Annotated in this window: 23 protein-coding genes; 13 read left to right on the top strand and 10 right to left on the bottom strand. The window is 50.1% G+C overall.

The genetic code is table 11. The features are described 5' to 3' along the window. Window position 1 precedes the first annotated feature (1 nt). From R2083_RS05365 to R2083_RS05355, 3 genes are all read left to right on the top strand, one after another. Window positions 2-814, top strand: a complete 813-nt coding sequence (locus R2083_RS05365) for a hypothetical protein (protein WP_317537789.1) — start codon at window positions 2-4, stop codon at window positions 812-814. Window positions 815-1,050: 236 nt separating this feature from the next. Further along, on the top strand, window positions 1,051-1,665 hold the full coding sequence (locus R2083_RS05360) for a hypothetical protein (RefSeq protein WP_317537788.1): 615 nt from the start codon (window positions 1,051-1,053) through the stop codon (window positions 1,663-1,665). Between the two features lie 370 nt (window positions 1,666-2,035). Beyond that, window positions 2,036-2,362, top strand: coding sequence for a hypothetical protein (locus R2083_RS05355; protein WP_317537787.1), 327 nt, complete (start codon window positions 2,036-2,038; stop codon window positions 2,360-2,362). A gap of 18 nt (window positions 2,363-2,380) precedes the next feature. Here R2083_RS05355 and R2083_RS05350 read toward each other — a convergent pair whose 3' ends face one another. Then, window positions 2,381-3,610, bottom strand: coding sequence for an IS256 family transposase (locus R2083_RS05350; RefSeq protein WP_317537414.1), 1,230 nt, complete (start codon window positions 3,608-3,610; stop codon window positions 2,381-2,383). Window positions 3,611-4,173: 563 nt separating this feature from the next. Here R2083_RS05350 and R2083_RS05345 point away from each other — a divergent pair. Further along, window positions 4,174-4,668 carry a hypothetical protein gene (locus tag R2083_RS05345; RefSeq protein ID WP_317537786.1) on the top strand — a complete coding sequence of 165 codons (495 nt, stop codon included), beginning with the start codon at window positions 4,174-4,176 and terminating at the stop codon, window positions 4,666-4,668. Window positions 4,669-4,928: 260 nt separating this feature from the next. Here the strand turns inward: R2083_RS05345 and R2083_RS05340 are convergent, their stop codons facing one another. From R2083_RS05340 to R2083_RS05330, 3 genes are read right to left on the bottom strand one after another with little or no spacing between them, the layout of a single operon-like run. Beyond that, window positions 4,929-6,194: a hypothetical protein gene (locus tag R2083_RS05340; RefSeq protein ID WP_317537785.1), complete on the bottom strand. Its 1,266-nt coding sequence runs from the start codon at window positions 6,192-6,194 to the stop codon at window positions 4,929-4,931. 31 nt (window positions 6,195-6,225) lie between these two features. Then, entirely contained in the window at window positions 6,226-6,501 is a 276-nt protein-coding gene (locus R2083_RS05335) for an RnfH family protein (protein ID WP_317537784.1), read from the bottom strand. Between the two features lie 8 nt (window positions 6,502-6,509). After that, on the bottom strand, window positions 6,510-6,947 hold the full coding sequence (locus tag R2083_RS05330; RefSeq protein WP_317537783.1) for a type II toxin-antitoxin system RatA family toxin: 438 nt from the start codon (window positions 6,945-6,947) through the stop codon (window positions 6,510-6,512). A gap of 88 nt (window positions 6,948-7,035) precedes the next feature. Between R2083_RS05330 and smpB the strand changes: the two genes are divergently transcribed. Together smpB and R2083_RS05320 are read left to right on the top strand one after the other, a co-directional pair. Beyond that, entirely contained in the window at window positions 7,036-7,479 is a 444-nt protein-coding gene (gene smpB / locus R2083_RS05325; protein WP_107803800.1) for an SsrA-binding protein SmpB, read from the top strand. A gap of 56 nt (window positions 7,480-7,535) precedes the next feature. Beyond that, window positions 7,536-8,549, top strand: coding sequence for a COX15/CtaA family protein (locus R2083_RS05320; RefSeq protein WP_317537782.1), 1,014 nt, complete (start codon window positions 7,536-7,538; stop codon window positions 8,547-8,549). On the opposite strand, the gene R2083_RS05315 is transcribed toward R2083_RS05320, so the two are convergent. Beyond that, complete coding sequence (locus R2083_RS05315; RefSeq protein WP_317537781.1) at window positions 8,550-8,855, bottom strand: hypothetical protein; 306 nt, start codon at window positions 8,853-8,855, stop codon at window positions 8,550-8,552. Between R2083_RS05315 and R2083_RS05310 the strand changes: the two genes are divergently transcribed. Then, a complete protein-coding gene (locus R2083_RS05310; protein WP_317537780.1) occupies window positions 8,839-9,777 on the top strand; it encodes a lytic transglycosylase domain-containing protein in 939 nt (312 codons plus the stop codon). The genes R2083_RS05315 and R2083_RS05310 overlap by 17 nt on opposite strands. Window positions 9,778-9,809: 32 nt before the next feature. Here R2083_RS05310 and R2083_RS05305 read toward each other — a convergent pair whose 3' ends face one another. Both R2083_RS05305 and R2083_RS05300 read right to left on the bottom strand, forming a co-directional pair. Beyond that, complete coding sequence (locus tag R2083_RS05305; protein WP_317537779.1) at window positions 9,810-11,198, bottom strand: NAD-dependent succinate-semialdehyde dehydrogenase; 1,389 nt, start codon at window positions 11,196-11,198, stop codon at window positions 9,810-9,812. Between the two features lie 24 nt (window positions 11,199-11,222). Further along, window positions 11,223-12,503 carry a Y-family DNA polymerase gene (locus R2083_RS05300; RefSeq protein ID WP_317537778.1) on the bottom strand — a complete coding sequence of 427 codons (1,281 nt, stop codon included), beginning with the start codon at window positions 12,501-12,503 and terminating at the stop codon, window positions 11,223-11,225. A 263-nt stretch (window positions 12,504-12,766) separates the two neighbouring features. Between R2083_RS05300 and R2083_RS05295 the strand changes: the two genes are divergently transcribed. Further along, on the top strand, window positions 12,767-13,471 hold the full coding sequence (locus tag R2083_RS05295; protein WP_317537777.1) for a DUF1614 domain-containing protein: 705 nt from the start codon (window positions 12,767-12,769) through the stop codon (window positions 13,469-13,471). Window positions 13,472-13,543: 72 nt separating this feature from the next. On the opposite strand, the gene R2083_RS05290 is transcribed toward R2083_RS05295, so the two are convergent. Beyond that, window positions 13,544-14,224 (bottom strand): FxDxF family PEP-CTERM protein, encoded by a 681-nt coding sequence (locus R2083_RS05290; protein ID WP_317537776.1) that lies wholly within the window; start codon window positions 14,222-14,224, stop codon window positions 13,544-13,546. 237 nt (window positions 14,225-14,461) lie between these two features. On the opposite strand from R2083_RS05290, the gene R2083_RS05285 reads away from it, so the two are divergent. The 4 genes from R2083_RS05285 (at window position 14,462) to R2083_RS05270 (ending at window position 19,150) form a co-directional block, all read left to right on the top strand. Continuing rightward, complete coding sequence (locus tag R2083_RS05285; protein WP_317537775.1) at window positions 14,462-16,228, top strand: NAD(P)H-dependent oxidoreductase subunit E; 1,767 nt, start codon at window positions 14,462-14,464, stop codon at window positions 16,226-16,228. Next, the gene (locus R2083_RS05280; protein WP_317537774.1) at window positions 16,228-16,959 is read left to right on the top strand and encodes a 2Fe-2S iron-sulfur cluster-binding protein; all 732 of its coding nucleotides are present in this window, start codon (window positions 16,228-16,230) and stop codon (window positions 16,957-16,959) included. The genes R2083_RS05285 and R2083_RS05280 overlap by 1 nt, the downstream gene beginning before the upstream one ends. Window positions 16,960-17,066: 107 nt before the next feature. Continuing rightward, window positions 17,067-18,344, top strand: a complete 1,278-nt coding sequence (locus R2083_RS05275; RefSeq protein ID WP_317537773.1) for an O-acetylhomoserine aminocarboxypropyltransferase/cysteine synthase family protein — start codon at window positions 17,067-17,069, stop codon at window positions 18,342-18,344. A 50-nt stretch (window positions 18,345-18,394) separates the two neighbouring features. Continuing rightward, the gene (locus tag R2083_RS05270) at window positions 18,395-19,150 is read left to right on the top strand and encodes a fused MFS/spermidine synthase (protein ID WP_317531043.1); all 756 of its coding nucleotides are present in this window, start codon (window positions 18,395-18,397) and stop codon (window positions 19,148-19,150) included. Between the two features lie 27 nt (window positions 19,151-19,177). Here the strand turns inward: R2083_RS05270 and R2083_RS05265 are convergent, their stop codons facing one another. Beyond that, window positions 19,178-20,089 (bottom strand): hypothetical protein, encoded by a 912-nt coding sequence (locus R2083_RS05265; RefSeq protein WP_317531044.1) that lies wholly within the window; start codon window positions 20,087-20,089, stop codon window positions 19,178-19,180. A gap of 379 nt (window positions 20,090-20,468) precedes the next feature. Between R2083_RS05265 and R2083_RS05260 the strand changes: the two genes are divergently transcribed. After that, entirely contained in the window at window positions 20,469-21,104 is a 636-nt protein-coding gene (locus R2083_RS05260) for a PEP-CTERM sorting domain-containing protein (RefSeq protein ID WP_317537772.1), read from the top strand. Window positions 21,105-21,266: 162 nt separating this feature from the next. On the opposite strand, the gene R2083_RS05255 is transcribed toward R2083_RS05260, so the two are convergent. Next, complete coding sequence (locus R2083_RS05255) at window positions 21,267-21,602, bottom strand: hypothetical protein (RefSeq protein WP_317531046.1); 336 nt, start codon at window positions 21,600-21,602, stop codon at window positions 21,267-21,269. Between the last annotated feature and the right edge of the window lie 23 nt (window positions 21,603-21,625).

Here is a 21,625-nt window from a genome sequence, read left to right as displayed (position 1 = left end):
AATGGGTCGCTATAGAGGCAATCGATATCGATCATTTAATAAACGATCGGTAGGGTATGAAAGGGCCTTAGAGCACATCCGCGAAGCAGAAGCACTATCCCGAGAACTGGGCGGCACGGATAAGGATGTTAAGAGTTATTTCTTTTCACTTTCCGTTGCACAACTGAGATCAATCCTTGATAAATACGAATCTCAATACGGTAACTCGGCGAGGGAATATGCTGAGAAAACCCTTCCGGGTTGGAAAAGTGGGAAAGTGCATATGAGCGGCATGGTTGCAGAAAGACTTTTCAATTTACTGCCTCCTATCATGCCAATCGAAACAAAATTCCAACTAACTGAAAGTTTATGGAAGCATGTCGGACCATCTTCAAGTAAAAAATTCTACGTTGGCGTAGATGTAAACTTGGGAGATGTATCCAATCGTGTTAAATCACATCTAGAAGAAGTGGTAACGCATTATCAAATACCAAGCTCAATGGAGGCAAGGTTCAACTGGCTTTCGCATGGCGATATCACTGTAAAACAACAACTTCTAAATCACTTTCGCCAACAGGAGAAGGCGCTTCTATCTGAGGCGCTTCGAACACAGCTGCCAATATTGATAAATCATTTAAATAGTGAAAAAGGAAGTCTTACAACTCACGCAGCCCAAGTGCTTAAAGTAGGAAAACACGAGATTCAAGTTGTCGTAACCGAGGGTGTCAATGGGGTATCAGAAACAGCACCATTGAGAACTTCTGATTCAAGTGACTACAGTTGGATCTGGTGGGTAGTCGCAATTGTTTTTGTTCTATGGCTACTGAGCAAGTAATAGCAAATACGATGAATAGCCCTAACAATCGCATACACACGGACAGCAAACAAAGTACCAGGTCTTGAATTAAAATGCTGATAAGTACGCCATTGGTGGATAATCACTATATGAATTAGAAACTTATTATTACAACAAAGATACAATAACAAGAATATATAGCGAAAAAACTAAGTAAAGAAAAAACCAATTCCTCATCAAAATATAAAACAAAAACAAATCCAATCGCAATTATTATGCCCATTTGTTGGATCATTGCCGGCCCCAACGGCGCGGGTAAAACCACATTTGCACTGGAATATCTGTCCAAGGTAGCGGGTTGTACTCATTTTGTTAATGCCGATCTGATCGCGGCGGGGCTTTCTCCGCTGGCACCGGAACGCGAACTTATTGCGGCAAGCTGTATCTTCCTGAACGAGATCGAAGAAAACATCAAACACCGTGAGAATTTTGCATTTGAAACCACGCTTTCAGGCCGCAGCTATTTGCACCTGATCAATCGGCTGCAACGTGATGGCTGGCGGGTGGAGTTGATCTATCTTGCCTTGCCCAGCGTCAAAATACCGGAAATGCCCGTGGCAGAAAGGGTTGCACATGGTGGCCACAATATCCCATTGCGCGACATCGAGCGGCGTTTCCCGCGCAGTCTTGCCAACTTATTTCATTTATTCAGCTATGAGGTTGACCGTTGCACTTGTTTCATGAATGATGGCGAGAAACCGATTCCCGTGTTTGAACAAATAGGCAGTAGCCGTGAATTACGCAATGAAAATAACCATAAAGACAGAACCCTCCAGAGAATACCAGCTAATCCTGGATTCGTTGCAAAAAGCCGTAACGCAGGCACTTGAAAGAAAACGCCACTTGGGTCAGTACGCTGTCGTCTGGCGGGACGGCAAACCGACGATGATTGGTGAGGATGCGCCGAAGGCATGGAAAAATTCTACCGGTTATGAGGCCAAAAGAATATTCTAAATTACAACACCCTACCGTAATATCCCAGTAGAAATAATGGGGCCAGCATTACATTTTTAGGGCTGCAACCCGGTGACATTCTGATTCAGTTGATTAGACAATCGGTTAGCGACTTTGCGGTCGTTGAAGGCAGGTGAAAAAATGGAATTAGTGTTTAGGCGAGATAGTGAAACTAGAATAGTCATTGTTGAATTGATTAAACGCTAAAATTTTTTTGTTTGTCGTATTTTAAAGAGAAAGAAAAAAATGCAGAATGAAAAATATTGGGAAATTATTCATACAAGACTGAATCATGTCCAGAATCTTCAATCTGCGATGAGTGGTCTTGAGATAACAGGGATTGGAATATTTCTTGCAAAATCAAATCCTGAAAATTTAGAATTTTTATCATATAATCAATCTGTTGCATATGGTATTTATGGTTTATTAATATGGATGCATTTATTTACCCTATACCAATATTTCTCCGTCAAGAAAGCTTTATTGGTGCTTAAAGATTGGGAAAATCAACTCAATGGAACAATAGGTATAAGATATTTCGATATGGGAAATATGCGTTTGGGGGTGTCCTAGATTTTGTGTAAACGGTGGTTAATAATGCCGAGGCATTCTTTCGTTAAATTGAATAGTAAACCTGTTTAGTGCCGGTTTCCAATCTCTTAGTGGCATAGACCATTTTTTGGCGATATTGCTGAGAGCCAAATAGAACAATTTGATCACAGCTTCATCGTTGGGAAACGATCCACGGTTTTTGCTGACTTTGCGTAGGCTCATATTGACTGACTCAATCGCATTGGTGGTGTAAATAATGCGCCGTATCTCAGGCGGGTAGTCGAAGAATGGAATGATGCGTTGCCAGTTATTGCGCCAAGATCGGGCGATCGGTGGATAAGCATAGTTCCATTTATCTTCAAAGTCGGCTAACGCGTGTTCAGCCTCATCAATCGTGGCGGCGCTGTAGACCAAACGTAAATCAGCAGCTACTTCCTTGCGTTTATTCCAGCCGACGTAGTTGAGACTATTACGAACCATGTGCACGATACAGAGTTGTACAATGGCATGTGGATAGATGGTTTCAATCGCTTCGGGAAAGCCCTTTAAGCCATCGACACAGGCGATAAAGATATCTTGCACGCCACGATTTTTGAGTTCAGTGACAACGCTGAGCCAGAACTTGGCACCCTCGGTCTGAGCAATCCATAAGCCCAGTATTTCTTTATGGCCCTCCATGTTAATGCCGATCGCCAGGTAAATCGCTTTGGTACGAACGCTACCAGCGTCACGAACTTTGGCATGGATACAATCGAGATAGATCACAGGATACACCGCATCGAGAGGCCGGGATTGCCACTGCTTCACTTCATCCATTACGCCATCAGTGACCGTAGAAATGAGCGTAGGCGATACTTCTGTGCCATACATTTCAGTGAGGTGCTGTTGGATTTCACGCACTGTCATGCCACGGGCATACAGCGAGAGGATCTTGTCATCAAAGCCCGCCCAGCGGGTCTGATGCTTGGAAATGATCAGAGGCTCGAAGCTGCCCTCACGGTCACGGGGGATCTCGATGGGTAACTCACCGAATTCACCTTTCAGGGTCTTACGGCTTTTACCATTTCTGGTATTGCCAGTGGCATTGACTACCGTTTCGTGCTTATCGTGACCAAGATGATCGGCCATTTCTGCTTGCAAGGCACGTTCAACCAACGCTTTGGTGAGTTGCTTGAGAAGACCATGCTCACCGATTAAATCTTCTGGCTTTTTGTAATCGGCCAGCAGGCTATCAATTAAGCCGGCTGGCAGGGGTTTGGGTGTGGTCATTTTTGCTCCAAAAATATATAAACAGTTTCCTGCAATATGACCATTTACACAAAATTATTTACACCTCCATGCGTTTACGCTTATATTTTATTTCTCACGCTGCACCAAGCTTTATCGCTTTTTTAACACCGTTTCTGGCACTTAATTTAGGACTTATTTCCTTAGAAACAACATTCAGTCTTCTTGGAGTCTTCCTTGTTATCACCATTCCTTTTTTTATGCTTCTACAAAGAGGCTTCAAACTATAACTTCAAATATTTTACTCTCTATTCAAAAATCACGGCCTCAGGTTGCAGGAATGGATCCACAACCATCGATTCGACTCAGGATTTTCCCGCATACGCCCCTGATGCACGACGATTACTATTATTTGCGAAGCTTGATCAAGTCCATTTTTGCATACCTAATTACAGGGCAACACGATCTATCGTTTCGGATGCGAGTAAATATTCAGAAAAGTCGCGAGAATTCTGTTTAATATGTACATTGAGTTAACATCCAAAGCACGCTTCGCTGATTTGAGATATGTTCATCACCCACAGCTCATGTAGGGCATTAACCTCATGCAATATTCCCGCTTTTTTCTCTTGATTCTTCTATTTTATTCAGGCTTTGCCTTCCAGGCATCCAGCACATGCCCGGAAGTTTTAGATTATGAATGCCTGGTAAAAAATTCGCAGCAGGTGTATCAAGAAGATTCTGAGCAATGGTGGAAAATTTACCATCACACCGCAGCCAAGGCCAAGAAGTGCGAAAATTTCAACGACGTCACGCTTTTCTTGCGCCTGTGGTCTGGCAGCACCGACGGGGAAATGGCCGAAGGCCTTGCCATTGATACCGAGGAAATCCTGATCAAGAATAGCCGGTGTTTTTTTGAAGGAGCACTGGGGCTGCCAAAGCAAGAAATGGCTACGCTCATTACACGCTTTTGTCCACTGACAGAACCGGAGCCCATTGTCAAAGCGCTAAAGCAGGCCATAAAAAATGCACGTTACGGGCACATAGCAGAACAATTGCTACAGCAAGTTGAGAGGGAAGGCTGTCAGTCACATCGCTAAGCTTAACGACTAACCCAGGCGCATCCATTTGCAATAAACACCCCCGTGGCAAGACCGCGGGGTATCAGAAAAGCTCAAGTCGGCACAGCGCTTCTTTCGGTTTGCCTTGGCTCTTTACATACCTTTTGATCAATCAAGTAACCGTCCAAGTAGCGCAACCGTGAGAAGCAACCGGCACCCATGCACTCATCAGATCGGCATTACTTCACTGATAAAAGCAAACGCTGATTAAAGCAACAGAAATAGCGAGTAAGGGCAATCTACCGATCTTCCCTGAGTTTCAATTTAAACTTAGGCGCCCGTTTTTTTTCCAAAGACGACGACCGGTTGAGTCCCAGTACGGTGATGCGGTGTGCACTGTTGAAGCTGGGGGCACCGTCTTGGTCGCGCAGGATGGAGGATACTTTGTATTCTAGGTAGCCTGCTCGCGGATCGAAGCGGATGTCGTGAATCCAGATGCCTGCCCGTTGTACCCGTTGATGTTCGCATTCGTTGGCAAGTTCCCAGCCAGTCAGCATCGGAATGGCATAGTCGTAAGGCAGTTCATTGATGCGAACCGTTTGCGTGCGCACCACGCCATCGACGCTTTTGCGGCAGGTGTCCGTTTTTCCGGTACGGGGATTCAGCGCCAGGAAATCTCCGTGCAGTTTGACGCTGCGGCCGCGGATCTGGGCGGCGCGGGTTTTGATGCGGTGCGTGTGCGTGTTGTTATCCTTGAAAATGGTCTGCGTCACCCAGTGCGGGGTACCGCCGAGACTGGGCGCTGCACTGGCTTGCGACAAATTGTAAGCCACTTGCAACAGGCGATAATCCACGCGATCCCCCCATTGGCAGGGCCACAGACGCCATTCGCATTCAAAGGTATCGGTATATTGGAAATCAAATCCGCGCGGGATAATGGCAACCGCATCGTATTTTCTTAACATGCCTTTGTGGCCGGTATTTTCCAATGTGGTCACCGCACCTTGATTTGCAGGCTGCACGACCGAAGATTCGATACCGTTGTGATCTTCTTCTATCGTGGCATCAATTGCCGTGGAATGGTAACCAAATGCGGTATAAAACACGCAAAATTCAAAAGCGTCTTTGCGACTCTGATCTTCCAGTGTGCCTTTTGCCTCGAATACCAGAACCGTGGAACCGGTGTTTTTAACCAGCTTGCTGTGCGTGATATCGGCCCGCATCGAGTTGATTTCGCGATCTTGGTTCAGATAGCGCAAATCCCAGCCATTTAACACGACCGTGCCGCTATCGACGTAATCCGGCATTTCAATCCACTGCAGCAGGGTTACCGGTTCCGCCCCGTTATCACGTTGCATGCATTTTTTCCCTTCAAGCAGTATGAATTTGCCTTGATCTTCAAATACCGTTTTTGCGTCGGACTTGAGCGACAGTTGCTCAAAGGGTGTGAGGATTTTTGTGCGGTCTTCCGCATCCGGCGTTTTCTTTTCCGGTTTTTTAGTGGCGCAAGCGGAAAGGGAAAGCAGCAGGCACGTTGCAAGCAGTATCAATACAGCGCGGATCATTTTTACTCCCTTGAAATTGAGCTAGGGAAAGTCAGCGGTTATTTTTCTTGGCGCGTAATCTTCTCGCTTCTTTCGGATCGATGATCAAAGGCCGGTAAATTTCAATTCTGTCATGCAGCTCCAGCATGGCTTGCAATTGGGTTAATTTACCGAAAATACCCAATTTGCTTTTTGCCAGATCGATTTCCGGAAATTGATCCAAAATCCCGGAACACCGTATCGCTTGCTCAACCGTGCAATCCGCCGGCACATCGAGTTTCTTCAGCACTTGAACATGCGGGAGTGCGTAGACGACTTCAATTTGCATCGGCGGCGTCACCGCTTGCCGTAAATCACTTCCGCCCGCTCGATGAAATGTTCCACAAAACTGTTGGCAATCATATGAAATACCGGCCCGACCAGTTTTTCAAGAATCCTGTGCGAGAAGGTGTAATGCAAGCGGAATTTGATTTTGCACGCGCTATCCGACAGCGGGATAAATTGCCAGTAACCATCCAAGTGTTCAAACGGCCCATCGAGCAAACTCATTTCGATCAAATCCGGCGGAAAGCGTTTGTTCTTGGTGGTAAAACTGTGCTGAATATGGTGATAGTCGATCTTGACGGTGGCATGCGTCGTGATCTCGTCTTGCGGATCGACGGAGGTACCGCCGCACCACGGGAGAAATTCAGGATATTTCGCCACATCATCGACCAATGCGAACATTTGACTTGCCGAGTATTCAACCAAAACTGATTTTTCTATTTCTGCCATAAAAGTAAATCACCCCGCATCATGAGGTAATACTAAAAAACTGATAAAATACACGAAATCTAGTGATTTCCACCCATTTCATACCTGCATGAGTATAGTACAAAATAAAAAAGCCTTTCACGATTATTTTATCGAAGAAAAGTACGAAACGGGCATGGTGCTGGAGGGATGGGAAGTCAAAGCCATTCGCGATGGCCGGGTTCAGTTGAAAGAAGCTTATGTTATTATCAGCAACGGCGCACTGTACTTAATTGGCAGTCATATCAGTCCGCTCAAGACAGCTTCAACGCATATCAATCCCGATCCGGTCAGAACCCGCAAATTGTTATTGCACGCGGAAGAAATCAAACGGCTCATCGGCAAAGTCGAACGCGCCGGATACACACTGGTTCCCCTCGATATGCACTATAAAGCAGGCAGGATCAAACTGGAAATCGGCTTGGCCAAAGGCAAGAAACAACACGACAAGCGCGAATCCGAGAAACAGAAGGAATGGGAGCGCGACAAGCAACGTTTGATGCGCGCAAAATAAAGCAAGCAATACCGAGTATCCATTCAATTTCAAAAATAATTTAAATTTTTACGATTATGCAGAAACCTATTGCAATCTGGTTATTCATTTGTTGTGCCCTAGTATTCGCCATGATAGTAGTCGGCGGTGTTACGCGCTTGACCGATTCCGGGCTTTCCATTGTCGAATGGCAACCGATCGTCGGCACCATGCCGCCCATCACGCAGCAGGATTGGGATGTGTTGCTGGAAAAATACCGCGCCACACCGCAGTATCAGCAAGTCAACAAAGGCATGAGCGTCGATGAATTCAAAAGTATTTTCTGGTGGGAATACTTCCACCGCGTACTCGGCCGGTTGATCGGCCTGGTATTTTTTGTACCGTTTGTTTACTTTCTGCTGAAAAAGCAAATCGACCGGCCGCTGGGCATCAAACTCGCGGGGATATTCGTATTGGGTGGTCTGCAAGGATTCATGGGTTGGTATATGGTCATGAGCGGTTTGGTCAACGATCCGCATGTCAGCCAGTACCGCCTGACCGCGCATTTAGGACTGGCTTTTGTCATTTTTGCCGCGATGTTCTGGGTCGCTTTGGGATTGCTGTCGCCGCACCGCGAATATTCCCCAGCCAATTACAAATTGCAGGGTCTGCGGCGATTTTCCTTCAGTCTCTCTTCATTGATTTTTATCATGGTGCTGTCCGGCGGTTTCGTGGCCGGCATTCGCGCAGGCTTGGCCTACAACACCTTCCCGCTGATGAACGGACATGTGATTCCACCCGACCTTTTTATCCTTGAACCGTGGTACCGCAATTTTTTCGATAACATCACCACGGTGCAATTCGATCATCGCTTGATCGCCTGGATACTGGCCTTCTCAGTGCCGATTTTCTGGCTCAAATCACGCACCGTGGAACTGCAAGGCACCACACGCCTGGCATGCAACCTTTTCCTGCTGATGCTGGCGGTACAAATCAGCTTAGGCATCGCAACACTGCTCCATGCGGTACCGATTCCCTTAGGCGCATCGCACCAAGGCGGAGCGGTGCTGCTGTTTGCCGCATCCCTATGGGTGAGCCACCGGTTACGGTAGTCATTCGCGCAAGCTGCATCGTCCCGCTCCCATGACGGGGCGATGCCAGCAGTAACCCAATTCATCCCAGCCATTGCCCCTATGCGGTGCATTTCGTTCAGCCCCCATTCCAATGGATAAAACAACCCGCGCCAGCAACCCCGGACCCGCTAACGCAAAACCCAGACCGAAGCGCAGACGTACCGCAGCTGCGCGTAATAGCAATGACCCTGGCAAAACGCCCAGAAAGCAACCCAGAAGAAACCGGCCCGGCAGATTCCAGCGGACAGTATTACTGACCGGTATCGAAATGCTCGGCTTATGCATCGCCGCGGTTTGCGCCATCATCCTGCTGCTCGGTTACTCCGCGGGCCAGTTCTCGGGCACCAGTTTTTTCGGTCATTTGCTGCCTTTCACCGCCGGTGTGCTGGTGTTGATATTGTCCGCTAGTGTTTTTCTGCTCGGCTGGTGGAAGCTGCGGCAATGGCTGCGGCGCTATTCGGAATTTTTCATGCCGGTATTGTCCTTGTCGCTCGCCCTGCTGACCGGCTGGCTCGTTACGCACGACCAGTTTTCGCTGGCTTACGGTAATTTCCGCACCTTGGTTGGCGGCAAGGAAGAAGCGGGACGAGTGACGATTTCGCATCAGGTTTACGCGGCTTACCGCCGCCACGACTCAGCGCAATTGCAAAAAATGGTTAACCGCGCGCAAGAATACCGGCAAGCCATCGAAGACGCAGCCCGGTCTTTCGATATCGACGCGCATCTGCTGCACGGCATCGCCGCAACCGAATCGTCTTTTATTCCGCGCGACAGCCACGACGGCGGACGCGGATTGTTTCAGATCACCCGCGTTCCAGAAGTCGTCATCGCGCAAGCACGCAAGCGGCTCAATGTGGAAAAAATTGTGCTGGACAATCCCCGCCACAACGCTTTTGTCGCCGCCGCCACGTTTAAACACTACCTAGCGGAAATGAAAGACGATCTTTTTCTCGGATTGCTGGCTTACAACATCGGCCCGGCGAACGGCGGTTTACGTTTTATCATGCAGCAATACGGCGCGACCGATTTCACCACGATACAACCGTATCTGCAAACCCTGCCGCGCGACTACCCGATCCGGGTACTCGCCTACTCGCTGGCGTTCCGCCTGTGGCATCAGGAAGGCCGCTTGCTCGCGTATGAAGAAGGCAACAATGCCATCCGCATCCAGCGCATCGGCATCCCGGGGCTACATGCCGGTTTGTGATCCTGCACCGCGCGGCGCATAACTGCTCCCTGCTATTTAATCCACACCGTTTTGATATTCACAAATTCCCGGATGCCGTGGTACGACAGTTCCCGGCCGTAACCGGATTCTTTCACGCCGCCAAACGGCAAGCGCGGATCGCTTTTGACGATGCCGTTGACGAAGGTGCAACCGGCATGAATCTGCCGGGCCAGCGCTTCTCCGCGCACCGTATCGCGCGTCCATACGCTGCCGCCCAGGCCGAAATGCGTGCGGTTGGCCAATTGAACCGCTTCTTCGGCATTTTTCACCCGCACGATCGCCGCCACCGGACCGAATAATTCTTCGTCAAACGCCGCCATGCCCGGCTGCACATGATCCAGAATCGTCGGCGCGTAGTACGCGCCTTGTGTACCGATAAAAGTGCCGCCGGTCACCCGCTGCGCCCCTGCTGCCAGACTCCGCTCGACCTGCGCATGCAGCTCGGCGCGCAAATCTTCGCGCGCCATCGGCGCAATGCCGGTAGCATCATCCTTCGGATCACCGCTTTGCAATTGATTCATCAGCCCTTTCAATTGCGCGACAAAGGCATCGGCAATGGTGTCGGCGAGAATAAAGCGCTTTGCGGCAATGCAGCTTTGTCCCATGTTCTGTAACCGCGCCGCCAGCGCTTGTTTTGCTGTCGCTTCGATGTCGGCATCGTCGAGCACGATGAATGGATCCGACCCGCCCAGTTCGAGCACGCATTTTTTCAGATGCTGCCCGGCAATCGCAGCGACTTTTCGTCCCGCCGCGCTGCTGCCCGTCAGCGTTACGGCAGCGATACGCGGATCGGCGATCACCGTCTCCGCTTGCGCGGCACTGATCATCAACGTGCGGAAGGTATGCCCGGGAAATCCGGCCTGCCGGAACGCCTCTTCCAGCGCCAGCGCGCAACGCGGCACATTCGACGCATGCTTCAGCACCACCGTATTGCCCGCCATCATCGCCGGTGCCGCCGCGCGGATCAATTGCCAGAATGGAAAATTCCACGGCATGATGCACAACACCGTACCCAAAGGCTGATAAACCACCAGGCTGCGGCTCGCATCGGAAGCAATCACTTCGTCGCTCAAATACGCTTGCGCGTGGTCTGCATAGTAATCGCAACCGGTCGCGCACTTCTCCACTTCCGCCTTGGCTTCTTTGAGCAGTTTTCCCATTTCTTCGGTGATCAGATGGGCGTACTCCTCGCTACGCTGGCGGAAAATTTGCGCGAGATTACGCATAAACCCGGCGCGCTGTTCAAAACCGAGCGCCGCCCATCCGGCTTGCGCGGATTCCACTTGGCTCAGCGCCGTATCGATTTCGCTGGCTTGCCAAATTGGAAAAGATTGCAGGGTTTGGCCTGTGGCCGGGTTGATCGATAGCATCGGCATAGCGGTCATTCTCCTGTTAGTCATTTACTGCCAGCGCAACTGCGCCATTCACTTCGTCACGCAAATCAGCTCGTTCCAGTTCGTTGTGTATCTGGGACTGCGGTTTCCTTGTTTCATTTTCCACGGCTGCCGGAAACCTTCGGACGCGAGCTTCAACGTGCTGCTACCCATTTTGGCATTGATTTGATCCATAACCGCCATTAATTTGCCGGATTTATTTTCTGCCGCTGCCAAGCCAAACAGATCGGATTGCCGGTTACCGGCGGAAACCAATCCGGACAGCATCACCCGCGCTTTCTGATAGCGATAGCCGCCACGGTAAATTTTACGCAACCCCCATAACGCGGCTTTGGTCAACCGCACGGTATCATCGGTTGGCACGGGAAGCGGAATAGTCAAGCCATTGGCATAATAGCGCTCTTCTTCGTTGAACGGGCTGGTACGGATCGCAACGTAAATCGCCCCGGCACACAATTGCTGGCGGCGCAATTTTTCCGTTGCGCGGCGAACATACAACGAAACCGCTTCTTCCAGACTGGCCAGATCCGCAACAGCAACACCAAACGAACGCGAGCTGACAATTTGCTTTCTCGGCGGCGCGATTTCTTCCAGCTCGATACAAGCCACACCATTGAGTTCGCGGATAACTTTCTCCATCACGACGGAAAAACGCGAACGCATCCCGGCCGGGGAAGCCCGCTTCAGATCAAGCACGGTTCTGATGCCACTATCATACAGCTTGGGAACAAGCCGCCGACCGATGCCCCAAACTTCACCCGCGGCAATCCGGTTGAACCAATCATTTTGCTGATCGGACGGCATGCTGTTCAGGTCGCATACACCGTCTAATTCCGGGTATTTCTTGGCGATGTGGTTGGCCAATTTAGCCAGCGTCTTGGTCGATCCGATGCCGATGCAAACCGGCAGACCGGTCCACTGTTTCACGCACCGGCGGATACGCTGGCCGTAAGATGTCAGATCTTGTGCTCCGAATCCTGACAAATCGAGAAAGCATTCGTCAATCGAATAAATTTCCTGCTGCGGGCTAAACATGGCCAGAATGCTCATCACGCGATTGCTCATATCGGCGTACAACGCATAATTGGAAGATTGCGCGATGATTCCGTACTTTCTCGCCAAATCCTTGAACTCAAACCACGGCTGCCCCATCTTCACACCCAGCGCTTTCACCTCGTTGCTTCTCGCCACCGCGCAGCCATCGTTGTTGGATAGCACCACAACCGGCTTGCCTTCCAGGCGCGGATTGAACACCCGCTCGCAACTCACATAGAAGTTGTTGCAATCGATCAAAGCGATCGCGCGCGTCATTTGAGTTCACGCATAGAGCCGGTCACCACGCTCCATGCTTCGAATGATTGTTTGAAGATTGTGGCGTTGAATTCCCCTGCCTGCATTTTTCATCGTGATGAGTTGTGCTTTTATGATATCGGAACGATATTCAAACATGCATGGAAAAGCATGTCAAATGGCCATTCATGACCCCTGACAGCACTATATTTGTAGAATCTTCAGCCGGAATCCGAATGCCTCGAATCCATTTCCCGTTCAAATGAAAAAATCTTGAATAAAATATGATGACTCAACGATATTTCCCGTACGATACCCCGATGAAAAATTATTTCTCTCCGTTGCATCTGCTGCTTTTCATTTTCCTGCTTGGCGTCATGATGGTGCTGTTTCAGGTGGAATTGCTGTCATTTGCTTTTGTAAAGCTGGGGCTGCCGCCGGAATCGGGTCTGATGGTGCTATTGCTTTCGTTGCTCGGCAGCGTTGTCAATTTGCCGGTGGCGCGGATCAAAAGCGATGTGCCGGTACAGGAATTCACTCCGCCTGCCTACTGGGGATTACTCAGGATACCGCCGCAACCCTTTCATAATGAAACACAAATTTTGATCAATCTTGGCGGCTGCCTGATACCGGCAACGCTCTCGCTGTATTTGTTTTCCCACAGCACACTCAGCCTATCTTCCACACTGCTGGGAATCGCGATTATCAGTGCGATCAGTTACTACTTCAGCCGCCCGATTCAGGGACTCGGCATCGGCATGCCAATATTGGTCGCGCCCATCAGCGCCGCGTTGACCGGTTTGATCATCAGCCCGGAACAAAGCGCCGCGCTCGCATACATCAGTGGCACACTGGGCGTATTGATCGGCGCCGATCTGCTGCACATGAAAGACATCTCCCGGCTCGGCACGCCGTATGCGTCTATTGGTGGTGCGGGGACGTTTGACGGGATTTTTATCACCGGTATTGTGGCCGCGCTGCTGGCTTAAAAGATTAAACGCTCACAAAAAACCCCGCCGAAGCGGGGTCAGTTGCGGTCTTACTTAGAATTCAGCTGCTGATTACTGTTTTCTGCGGCGTGCGGCAAATCCTATTAAACCCAGACCGGCCAGCAACATCGCGTAGGTTTCGGGTTCCGGAATGGCCGCGATGGCATCGATTTCGCCTTCACCGGGAGAAAATGGGCCGCCTACCAGACGATCGCCCGATACGACTGCAAAGTAATTATAAGAACCGGTGAAAGACCATTGTGACGTCCAGTCATCGGCATTTTTCAATGTGCTGCTGTCATCCACGCCTCTCGCCCATACGCTGGTGATATGACCTTCTTCAAGCAATGCACCAGAAGAGTCGGAACCGTAAATACGGAATTCAAAAGGCTCCCAGAATTCACTGGTGTTGTCAGCATTCCAGCCGTGATCGATGGCCGGAATAGCGAGCACGGAACTCAATGCGGCAGGACTATACACCAGAATGGCCGGATCATACTGCAACCAATGGTGATCGGCCGAACTCATCGCAGCAGCAGCCGTGAAGCCATCGCTACCGTAAGTCGATCCGTCCGCCCAGCCGGTATTACCATTACCGCCGCTGACATAGCTCAGGTAACTGGTTGGTGTTACCGTGCCGCTGTTCACCGTCGCGGTATCGGTCAGCGTTGCACCGCCAATCGTGGTTGTAGCAAATGCCGTGGAAATGGATACCGACAGCACTGCCGCAGTCAAAAGAATCTGTTTAAACATAAAATCTCCAATTTATAAATTAAGCCCATCTCGTTCTCACGCCAACCAACCTTAAAGTTGCATGTTTTAGTTGGCGCTTCTCACTTATTTTTATCATTAATAACCTTTTCCTGTTAAGAAAAAGGTTATTAATTGTAATACGAATTTAGTTTCGTTTTTATAAAAATGAGCAAGATTTCATAGAACTAACCCTAACCATCTCTGCATTCCGGTCTTAACCCCGGTATACTTTTACGCATGGATATTTCACGCCCGCACAATTCCGGTTCACCACACCCGCATATACTGCATCGGCTGCATGCCTTGCAACAGCAATTCCGGCATATTTCACCGCACGCCATGCAACAAGCTGCCGTCGAGTTCAATATGCCGCTCAGTCAGGTGGCTGCGGTAGTCGCGTTTTATTCATTTTTCTCCACGCAACCACGCGGCCGTTTCGATATTTTATTCAGCAATTGCACCAGCTGCGGCTATCTGTCCGGAGAACAAGACCTGATGCGGCTGCTGTGCCAGCTATTGCAAGTCACCCCGGGCAAAACGCGCGCGGATGGATTGATCAGTATCGGCGAAACCTCGTGCATCGGCATGTGCGATCAGGGTGCGTCGCTGCTGGTCAATGGGCTGCCGGTCACCGCTTTGAATGCGGAAAAACTGGCACAGATCGCACAGCGGATCACAACGGAATCCCCACTCACCGATTGGTCAACGGAATGGTTTTCCGTACATGACAAGATATATCGTCGCGATCTGCTGCTAATGGAACCACACGCTCCCGGCAGCGCGCTGCAAACCGCACTGGCACAAGGCGCTGATCGAACGCTGGCAGTCATCCAACAATCCGGCTTACGCGGCCGCGGCGGCGCCGGGTTCGATACCGGCAAAAAATGGCAATTGTGCCGCGCAGCACCCGGCGATGCGCATTATGTCGTTTGCAACGCCGATGAAGGCGAGCCCGGCACATTCAAAGACCGGCTGCTGTTACGCGATCATGCCGATGCGATGATTGAAGGCATGACACTGTGCGCGTCAGTCATTGGCGCAAAACAAGGATTTATCTATTTACGCGGCGAATACCGCTATTTATTACCGCATCTGCACGCCGTGCTCGATCAGCGCCGCAGCCAAGGATTACTGGGCCAGCATATTCTCGGATATGGAAACTTTGAATTTGACATCGGCATCGTCGTTGGTGCCGGTGCGTACATCTGCGGCGAGGAATCGGCGTTGATCGAATCGCTCGAAGGCAAACCCGGCATTCCGCGCATCCGTCCGCCGTTTCCCGTCACGCATGGCTACCTGGGGCAGCCCACCAGCGTCAATAATGTCGAGACTTTCATTGCGGCAGCGCACATCGCCGCGCACGGCAGCGCTTGGTTTAATTCCATCGGCACGGAGCAATCGCGCGGCACCAAAATCCTCAGTATCAGCGGCGATTGCGAAAAACCGGGCATTTATGAATATCCATTCGGTGTGCGCATTCAGCAGATTCTCGACGATTGCGGCGCGCAAAACGTGCAAGCGGTGCAAATCGGCGGTCCTGCTGGAACATTGCTCAGTCCAGTGGAATTTAACTGCACCATCGGTTTTGAAGATGTTTCCACTGGCGGATCGTTCCTGGTATTCGGCCAGCAGCGCGATTTACTCGCGATCCACCGCAATTTCGCACATTTCTTCGCGCACGAAAGCTGCGGTTTTTGCGCACCCTGCCGCGTCGGCACGCAGTTATTGAAAAACAATCTGGATAAAATCGCCGGAGGTCGGGGCACAATGCACGATATCGAAGAACTCAAACAACTCAGCCATCTGATTCAGCACCAATCGCATTGCGGCTTGGGTCATACCGCCGCCCATCATGTGCTGGACGGTTTGCAGCATTTCCCGCACACTTTTTCCGCCTCGCTACAACCCCATTTCACCGCGCAGTTCGACCTCGATCAGGCACTGGAAAGCGCCCGGCAGGCAACACATCGTGACGATGCGGCAGCGCATCTGGATAACGGATAATGTCAGACAATCCCAGCACAATCCGCATCGACGGCCAGGAAGTCCCATTTACAGCAGGACAGACCATCATGGATGCCGCGCTCGCGGTAGGAATCTACATTCCGCACCTGTGCCACTACCCCGGCCTGCCGCCGAGCGGCAATTGCCGCCTGTGCGTAGTGGAAACCGGTAACCGCAGTGCCGCCGCGTGTATCACACCGGCCGTAGCGGGGCAGGAAATCCGCAATAACACGCCGGAATTGAACGAAGCGCGTAAAGCCATTACGCAAATGCTGTTTGTTGAAGGCAATCACATTTGCCCGTCGTGCGAGAAAACCGGCAACTGCAAATTGCAAGCGATGGCTTATCATCTGGGCATGCTGGACGATCACTTCCCGCAGTTTTACCAGCGCCGCGAACTTGACGCCTCGCACCCCGATATCCTGCTCGATCGCAGCCGCTGCATCCTGTGCGATCTATGCGTGCGCGCCAGCCGCGATGTGGACAAGAAAAATGTATTCGCCATCGCCGGGCGTGGCACGGATGCGCATCTAATCGTCAATTCATCAAGCGGGAAGCTGGCGGATAGCGCGATGGCAGTTACCGATCTGGCGGCCAATATCTGTCCGGTGGGCGCAATTTTGATCAAGGAAAAAGGCTACGAAGTGCCGATCGGGCAGCGTATTTACGACCGGCAAACGATCCGCGAAACCGGTTTGCAGGAACATATCGAACGGAAAAATGACGATTGAGTATGCAATTCAACCATTGATAGCGGCTCCTTGGCAAACACGCTAGCATAATCTCGCAAACCTATTAAACTTCAATAATTCTTGAGCTCTCCTAAGAGGATAAATGAATGAAAGACGAAACGATCGCTATCCACGCCGGTTATCAAACCGACCCCACCACCAAGTCGGTGGCGGTTCCTATTTATCAGACCGTCGCCTACGAATTCGACAACGCGCAGCATGGCGCGGATTTGTTCAATCTCGCCGTGCCGGGCAACATTTATACGCGCATCATGAATCCGACCAGCGATGTGCTGGAACAACGGGTGGCGGCGCTCGAAGGCGGAGTGGCGGCCTTGGCGCTCAGCTCAGGTCAAGCAGCCATCCATTATTCGGTGATTAATATCGCCGAGGTGGGCAATAACATCGTCAGCGTGCCGCTGCTGTACGGCGGAACTTATACGCTGTTCGCGCACATGCTGCCGAAATTGGGAATCGAAGTGCGCTTCGCCAAAGACGATAATCCTGCAAACCTCGAACCGCTGATCGACAAAAAAACTGCGGCGGTATTCTGCGAGTCGCTGGGTAATCCGGCGGGAAATATTCCGGACATGGAAGCCATTTGCGCGATGGCGCATCGGCACGGTGTTCCGGTTATCGTCGATAACACCGTGCCCACGCCGGTCCTGATGAAACCTTTCCAGTTCGGCGCGGATATCGTGGTGCATTCGCTGACCAAATATATGGGTGGACATGGCACATCCGTCGGCGGCATTATCGTCGACTCCGGCCAGTTTCCCTGGCCGGATCATGCGGAGCGGTTTCCGATGCTCAACAACCCCGAACCGGCCTATCATGGCGTCGTCTATACGCAGGAATTCGGCCCCGCCGCCTATGTCGGGCGCGTGCGCACCGTCGCGCTGCGCAATACCGGTTCGGCCATGTCACCGATGAATGCTTTCTTCTTTCTACAGGGTATCGAAACCTTGTCGCTACGCATGGAGCGGCATACTGAAAATGCGCTCAAAGTCGCGCAACACCTTGAGCAACATCCCGCCGTGGCGTGGGTGAAATATGCGGGGCTGCCATCATCGGAATACTATCAATTGGCGCAAAAATACATGCAAGGCCGCCCATCGGCCTTGATGACATTCGGCATCAAAGGCGGATTCGAGGCCGGTGTGAAATTTTACGATGCGCTCAAACTGTTCAAGCGGCTGGTGAATATCGGCGATGCCAAATCCTTGGCCGCGCACCCGGCATCCACAACCCATCGGCAATTGACCGGCCCCGAACTCGCCGCTGCGGGCGTCACGCAGGACATGATCCGTTTGTGCATCGGCATTGAAAATATCGATGATATTCTGGCGGATTTGGAACAAGCGCTCGCCGCTAGCCGGACTTAAGCAATCGTGACAAACAAAGTTACCGGATACCCATCAGGTCAGAAAGCATAATGAGTTTCTCCATCGATATCAGTGAAGAAGCCGGGGTGCGCACTTTGCATTTCGGCTCCGACTGGATACAGGGCGCGATGCGCATCGCGCGCCCTTGGCGCTTGGAACTCGACTACACTCGGGAAATGATGGCGAGCTTGTTGCTGAGAGACGATGCGCGTTTTCCGCGCAAAGTGCTGCTGATCGGCCTGGGTGCGGCATCGCTGACCAAATTTCTTTATCGCTACTACCCGCTGGCGAAACTGACTGCGGTTGAGATCGAACCGCGCGTGGTAGCAGCCGCAAGGCAATTCTTCAAACTGCCGGAAGACCCGCTACGCCTCAATATCGTGATCGCGGACGGCGCACAGTATATCGCCGGGAACGGCAAGACTTACGACCTGATTCTGGTGGATGGCTACGACGCCGATGCGCACCCCGGTGAGCTCGACATGCTGCCGTTCTATCAAATGTGCCGGGCGCGCTTGAACCATAATGGCGTTCTCACGGTGAATCTGCTAGGCCGCAGCCGTGGCCACCAAGCCAGCCTGGAACGCATCAAAACAGCATTCGACGGACGCGCACTGGCTCTCCCTCCCTGCGACAGCGGCAACGTCATCGCAATGGCCGCGACCGGAGATAGGATCGAGATTTCCATCAGTGAGCTCACAGAACAAGCGCTCGAATTGAAGCAAAAAACCGGTCTCAACCTGCTGCCGACGCTGACGCGATTGGAGCAGGCAAAATTCTGTTCAGGTGGGATTCTTGCGATTTAACAAAAGCCAGATGCTAGGCTTTACACACTAATGTGCTAATTTTTCAGAAAGATCATAAATCTTATCTTTAACCGTTTTCCACATCTCCGCTGGCGGCGGAACTTGAGTTTGTGTTTTGATTTGATTAATTTTATTCATAGCATCCGTATACGTATCTACCAGTTGATCTTCCAGATCATCCCCCATTTGAGCTGCTTGTTCTTTAGCATCCCCATATTTTTGATTTATCAGATCCTTGGCATTCATATGCGATAATTCTATTTGGACTTTGGCATTATCATATGCTTCTTGCCAATTTTCCTTTACATCAGCCAGAACCTGCTCTTTTGTAGGCACTTTCATGCCACATATCTGATCCTGATCTTCAAGCGCATGCCCAAACGCACTATTTAGTTGGTTAATGTCCTTCATGTTCTGACAGAGATCATGAATATCCCACACAGCTACTCCAACTATTATTGATGCACCCGATATTGGAATTGCTCGGCCTGGGAGGGATACAATATTACGTGTTGCACTCGCAACCGATCGGGTGGCTATACGCTTTGATACTTTCTGAACAGTTTTTATCTTTTTATCAGATTCCATTTTAAGTTTGGCATGCTTCTCCTCCAATTCCGAGTTATTTCTGGTCAATCGCGTATTTTTATCAACCAGTTCTTTGGTTTTAACAGCCACATCATCATTTCTTTTTACCGTTGGGCTCTGGCCAAGAACTCTCGTTAATGCCGTGTCGGTCAATGCATATCCTAAGAAAGATTTCAATGTATTAAAGGCGGCGGTATGCAAACTATCGCTGACGAGCGTCGCAATGTTGGCTGATATAAGCCCCAAAAACGACGATAGTAAGAGCACATTTTTTATTCTTTTCCACAACGATGCGCTTTTTAATTTAGGTTTCTGTTCTTGTTCTCGTATTTGTTCAACAGACGCATCCACGGTACATTTCCTTTTTTTCATTGTTATCGGTATACATGCTACCGCATGTCCATCGATCTATTCAAAGGGGGCTTGATTCTCATTTGATGCTGGACTTTCTTTGGCGGCCCAACTCACCATCTGTGTTTGCAAAAAAAATAGCATAATCAGTGAATTAGTTAATCAAGCACACCAACATCACCCCCAGAATTTGTACAAAAATACAAAAAAAACAGTATGGATTTTCCATTACAACCGTCTATGCTTCAGTATATATTTTTGTAATACACTAATATTGAAATAAAAATCTAGTTTGTGATGTGCTATTGAAACATATGATCTTAGTAGTCAGATTTTGATTGAAGGAACATTCTTTTATTACATACAAGGAAAAATAATAATGAATCTTAGAAAAATGAAAAATTCCTCGCCATTAAAATTGTTTTCATCGATCAGTGTTTTTATTCGCCGCAGCGTCATTGGTACTGCCGCGATGCTGACTGTTGGCAGCGCTCAGGCATTGGATTTCCAGCTTGTTTCGCATATTGGCGACAACTACAGCTATACGCTAACCTATGGACCAAATGACAATATGTGGTACGTTGAAAATGGCAACGTGCACGCAACGATCCAGCTATCGGGCTTGTTTGGGGTCACCAGTGTTTTCGGGCCGCTCGATAACGACTTTCCGTCCGGTTCTCTTCACGATGGGCAGTTAAAATGGACAGGCAGTGTATTGTCTGGCGGCTCGGTCGTGCGCTTTACGATGCTCGAAGAAGACGTTGGTACTGGTAATTTCCCGTCAGATAAGCATGTCATCGGCTTCACACTCGTTGCGCCCCATACATCCGAAATCGATAAGATCGTTCTGGATACCAACGGTTTCTATAGTGGTCACACGTTGGCTGATCGGGACGTGCATATGCTCATTTCCGGGCCAGGTGTACCGGCAGTACCTGAGCCTTCTGGCTATGCAATGATGATCGCTGGAATATTGGGTATTGGTATGATGCTGCGGCGGCGGAATTTGTGTTAACCGGCGCGCCTTGTCTCTCTCAAACTGGTATGCAACCTTCGGTATAATCTCTGAACGCGATTTCCGTTCCTAAAGTATCGACCAGCCGGATAAGACTTTCAGTTGCCACATAAAATGCTTAAAAGTCAAATACCACCGGACTTTCCCGGTGGTATTTGTTAACTAACTCTGGCTTGGAAAAATACCCTGTATAGGCTTCCAGTGGTTTTTCTGTTCGATATCGCGCCAGATGGCATTTTCAGCGAATCGTTTGGCTGCATTGAGTAGTTCTTCATGATCAGCGCATAGATTCAGATCTTCAATGCGCAGCTGGTTATGAATATCGATTAATACATGGTTGGCTTGCTCGAAACTGGAACACTCAGCGGTTTTAACGTAGCGAGCGGCAAAGTCTCCGGCAATGGGAGCAAGCTCAGTGAAAATATGCTGCCGCATGCGGCGGCAATTTTCTGTGCCGTAAGCTGCGGTGAGGTTATCGGCAAAAATGACTTGTGGCAATCTTGTGTCACTTTTGTGCCACA

The sequence above is a fragment of the Nitrosomonas sp. Is35 genome (assembly GCF_033063295.1).
Taxonomy (GTDB): Bacteria; Pseudomonadota; Gammaproteobacteria; order Burkholderiales; family Nitrosomonadaceae; genus Nitrosomonas.
The sequence above is the reverse complement of the archived record's forward strand: the minus strand, read 5'-3'. Positions and strand labels throughout refer to the sequence as shown.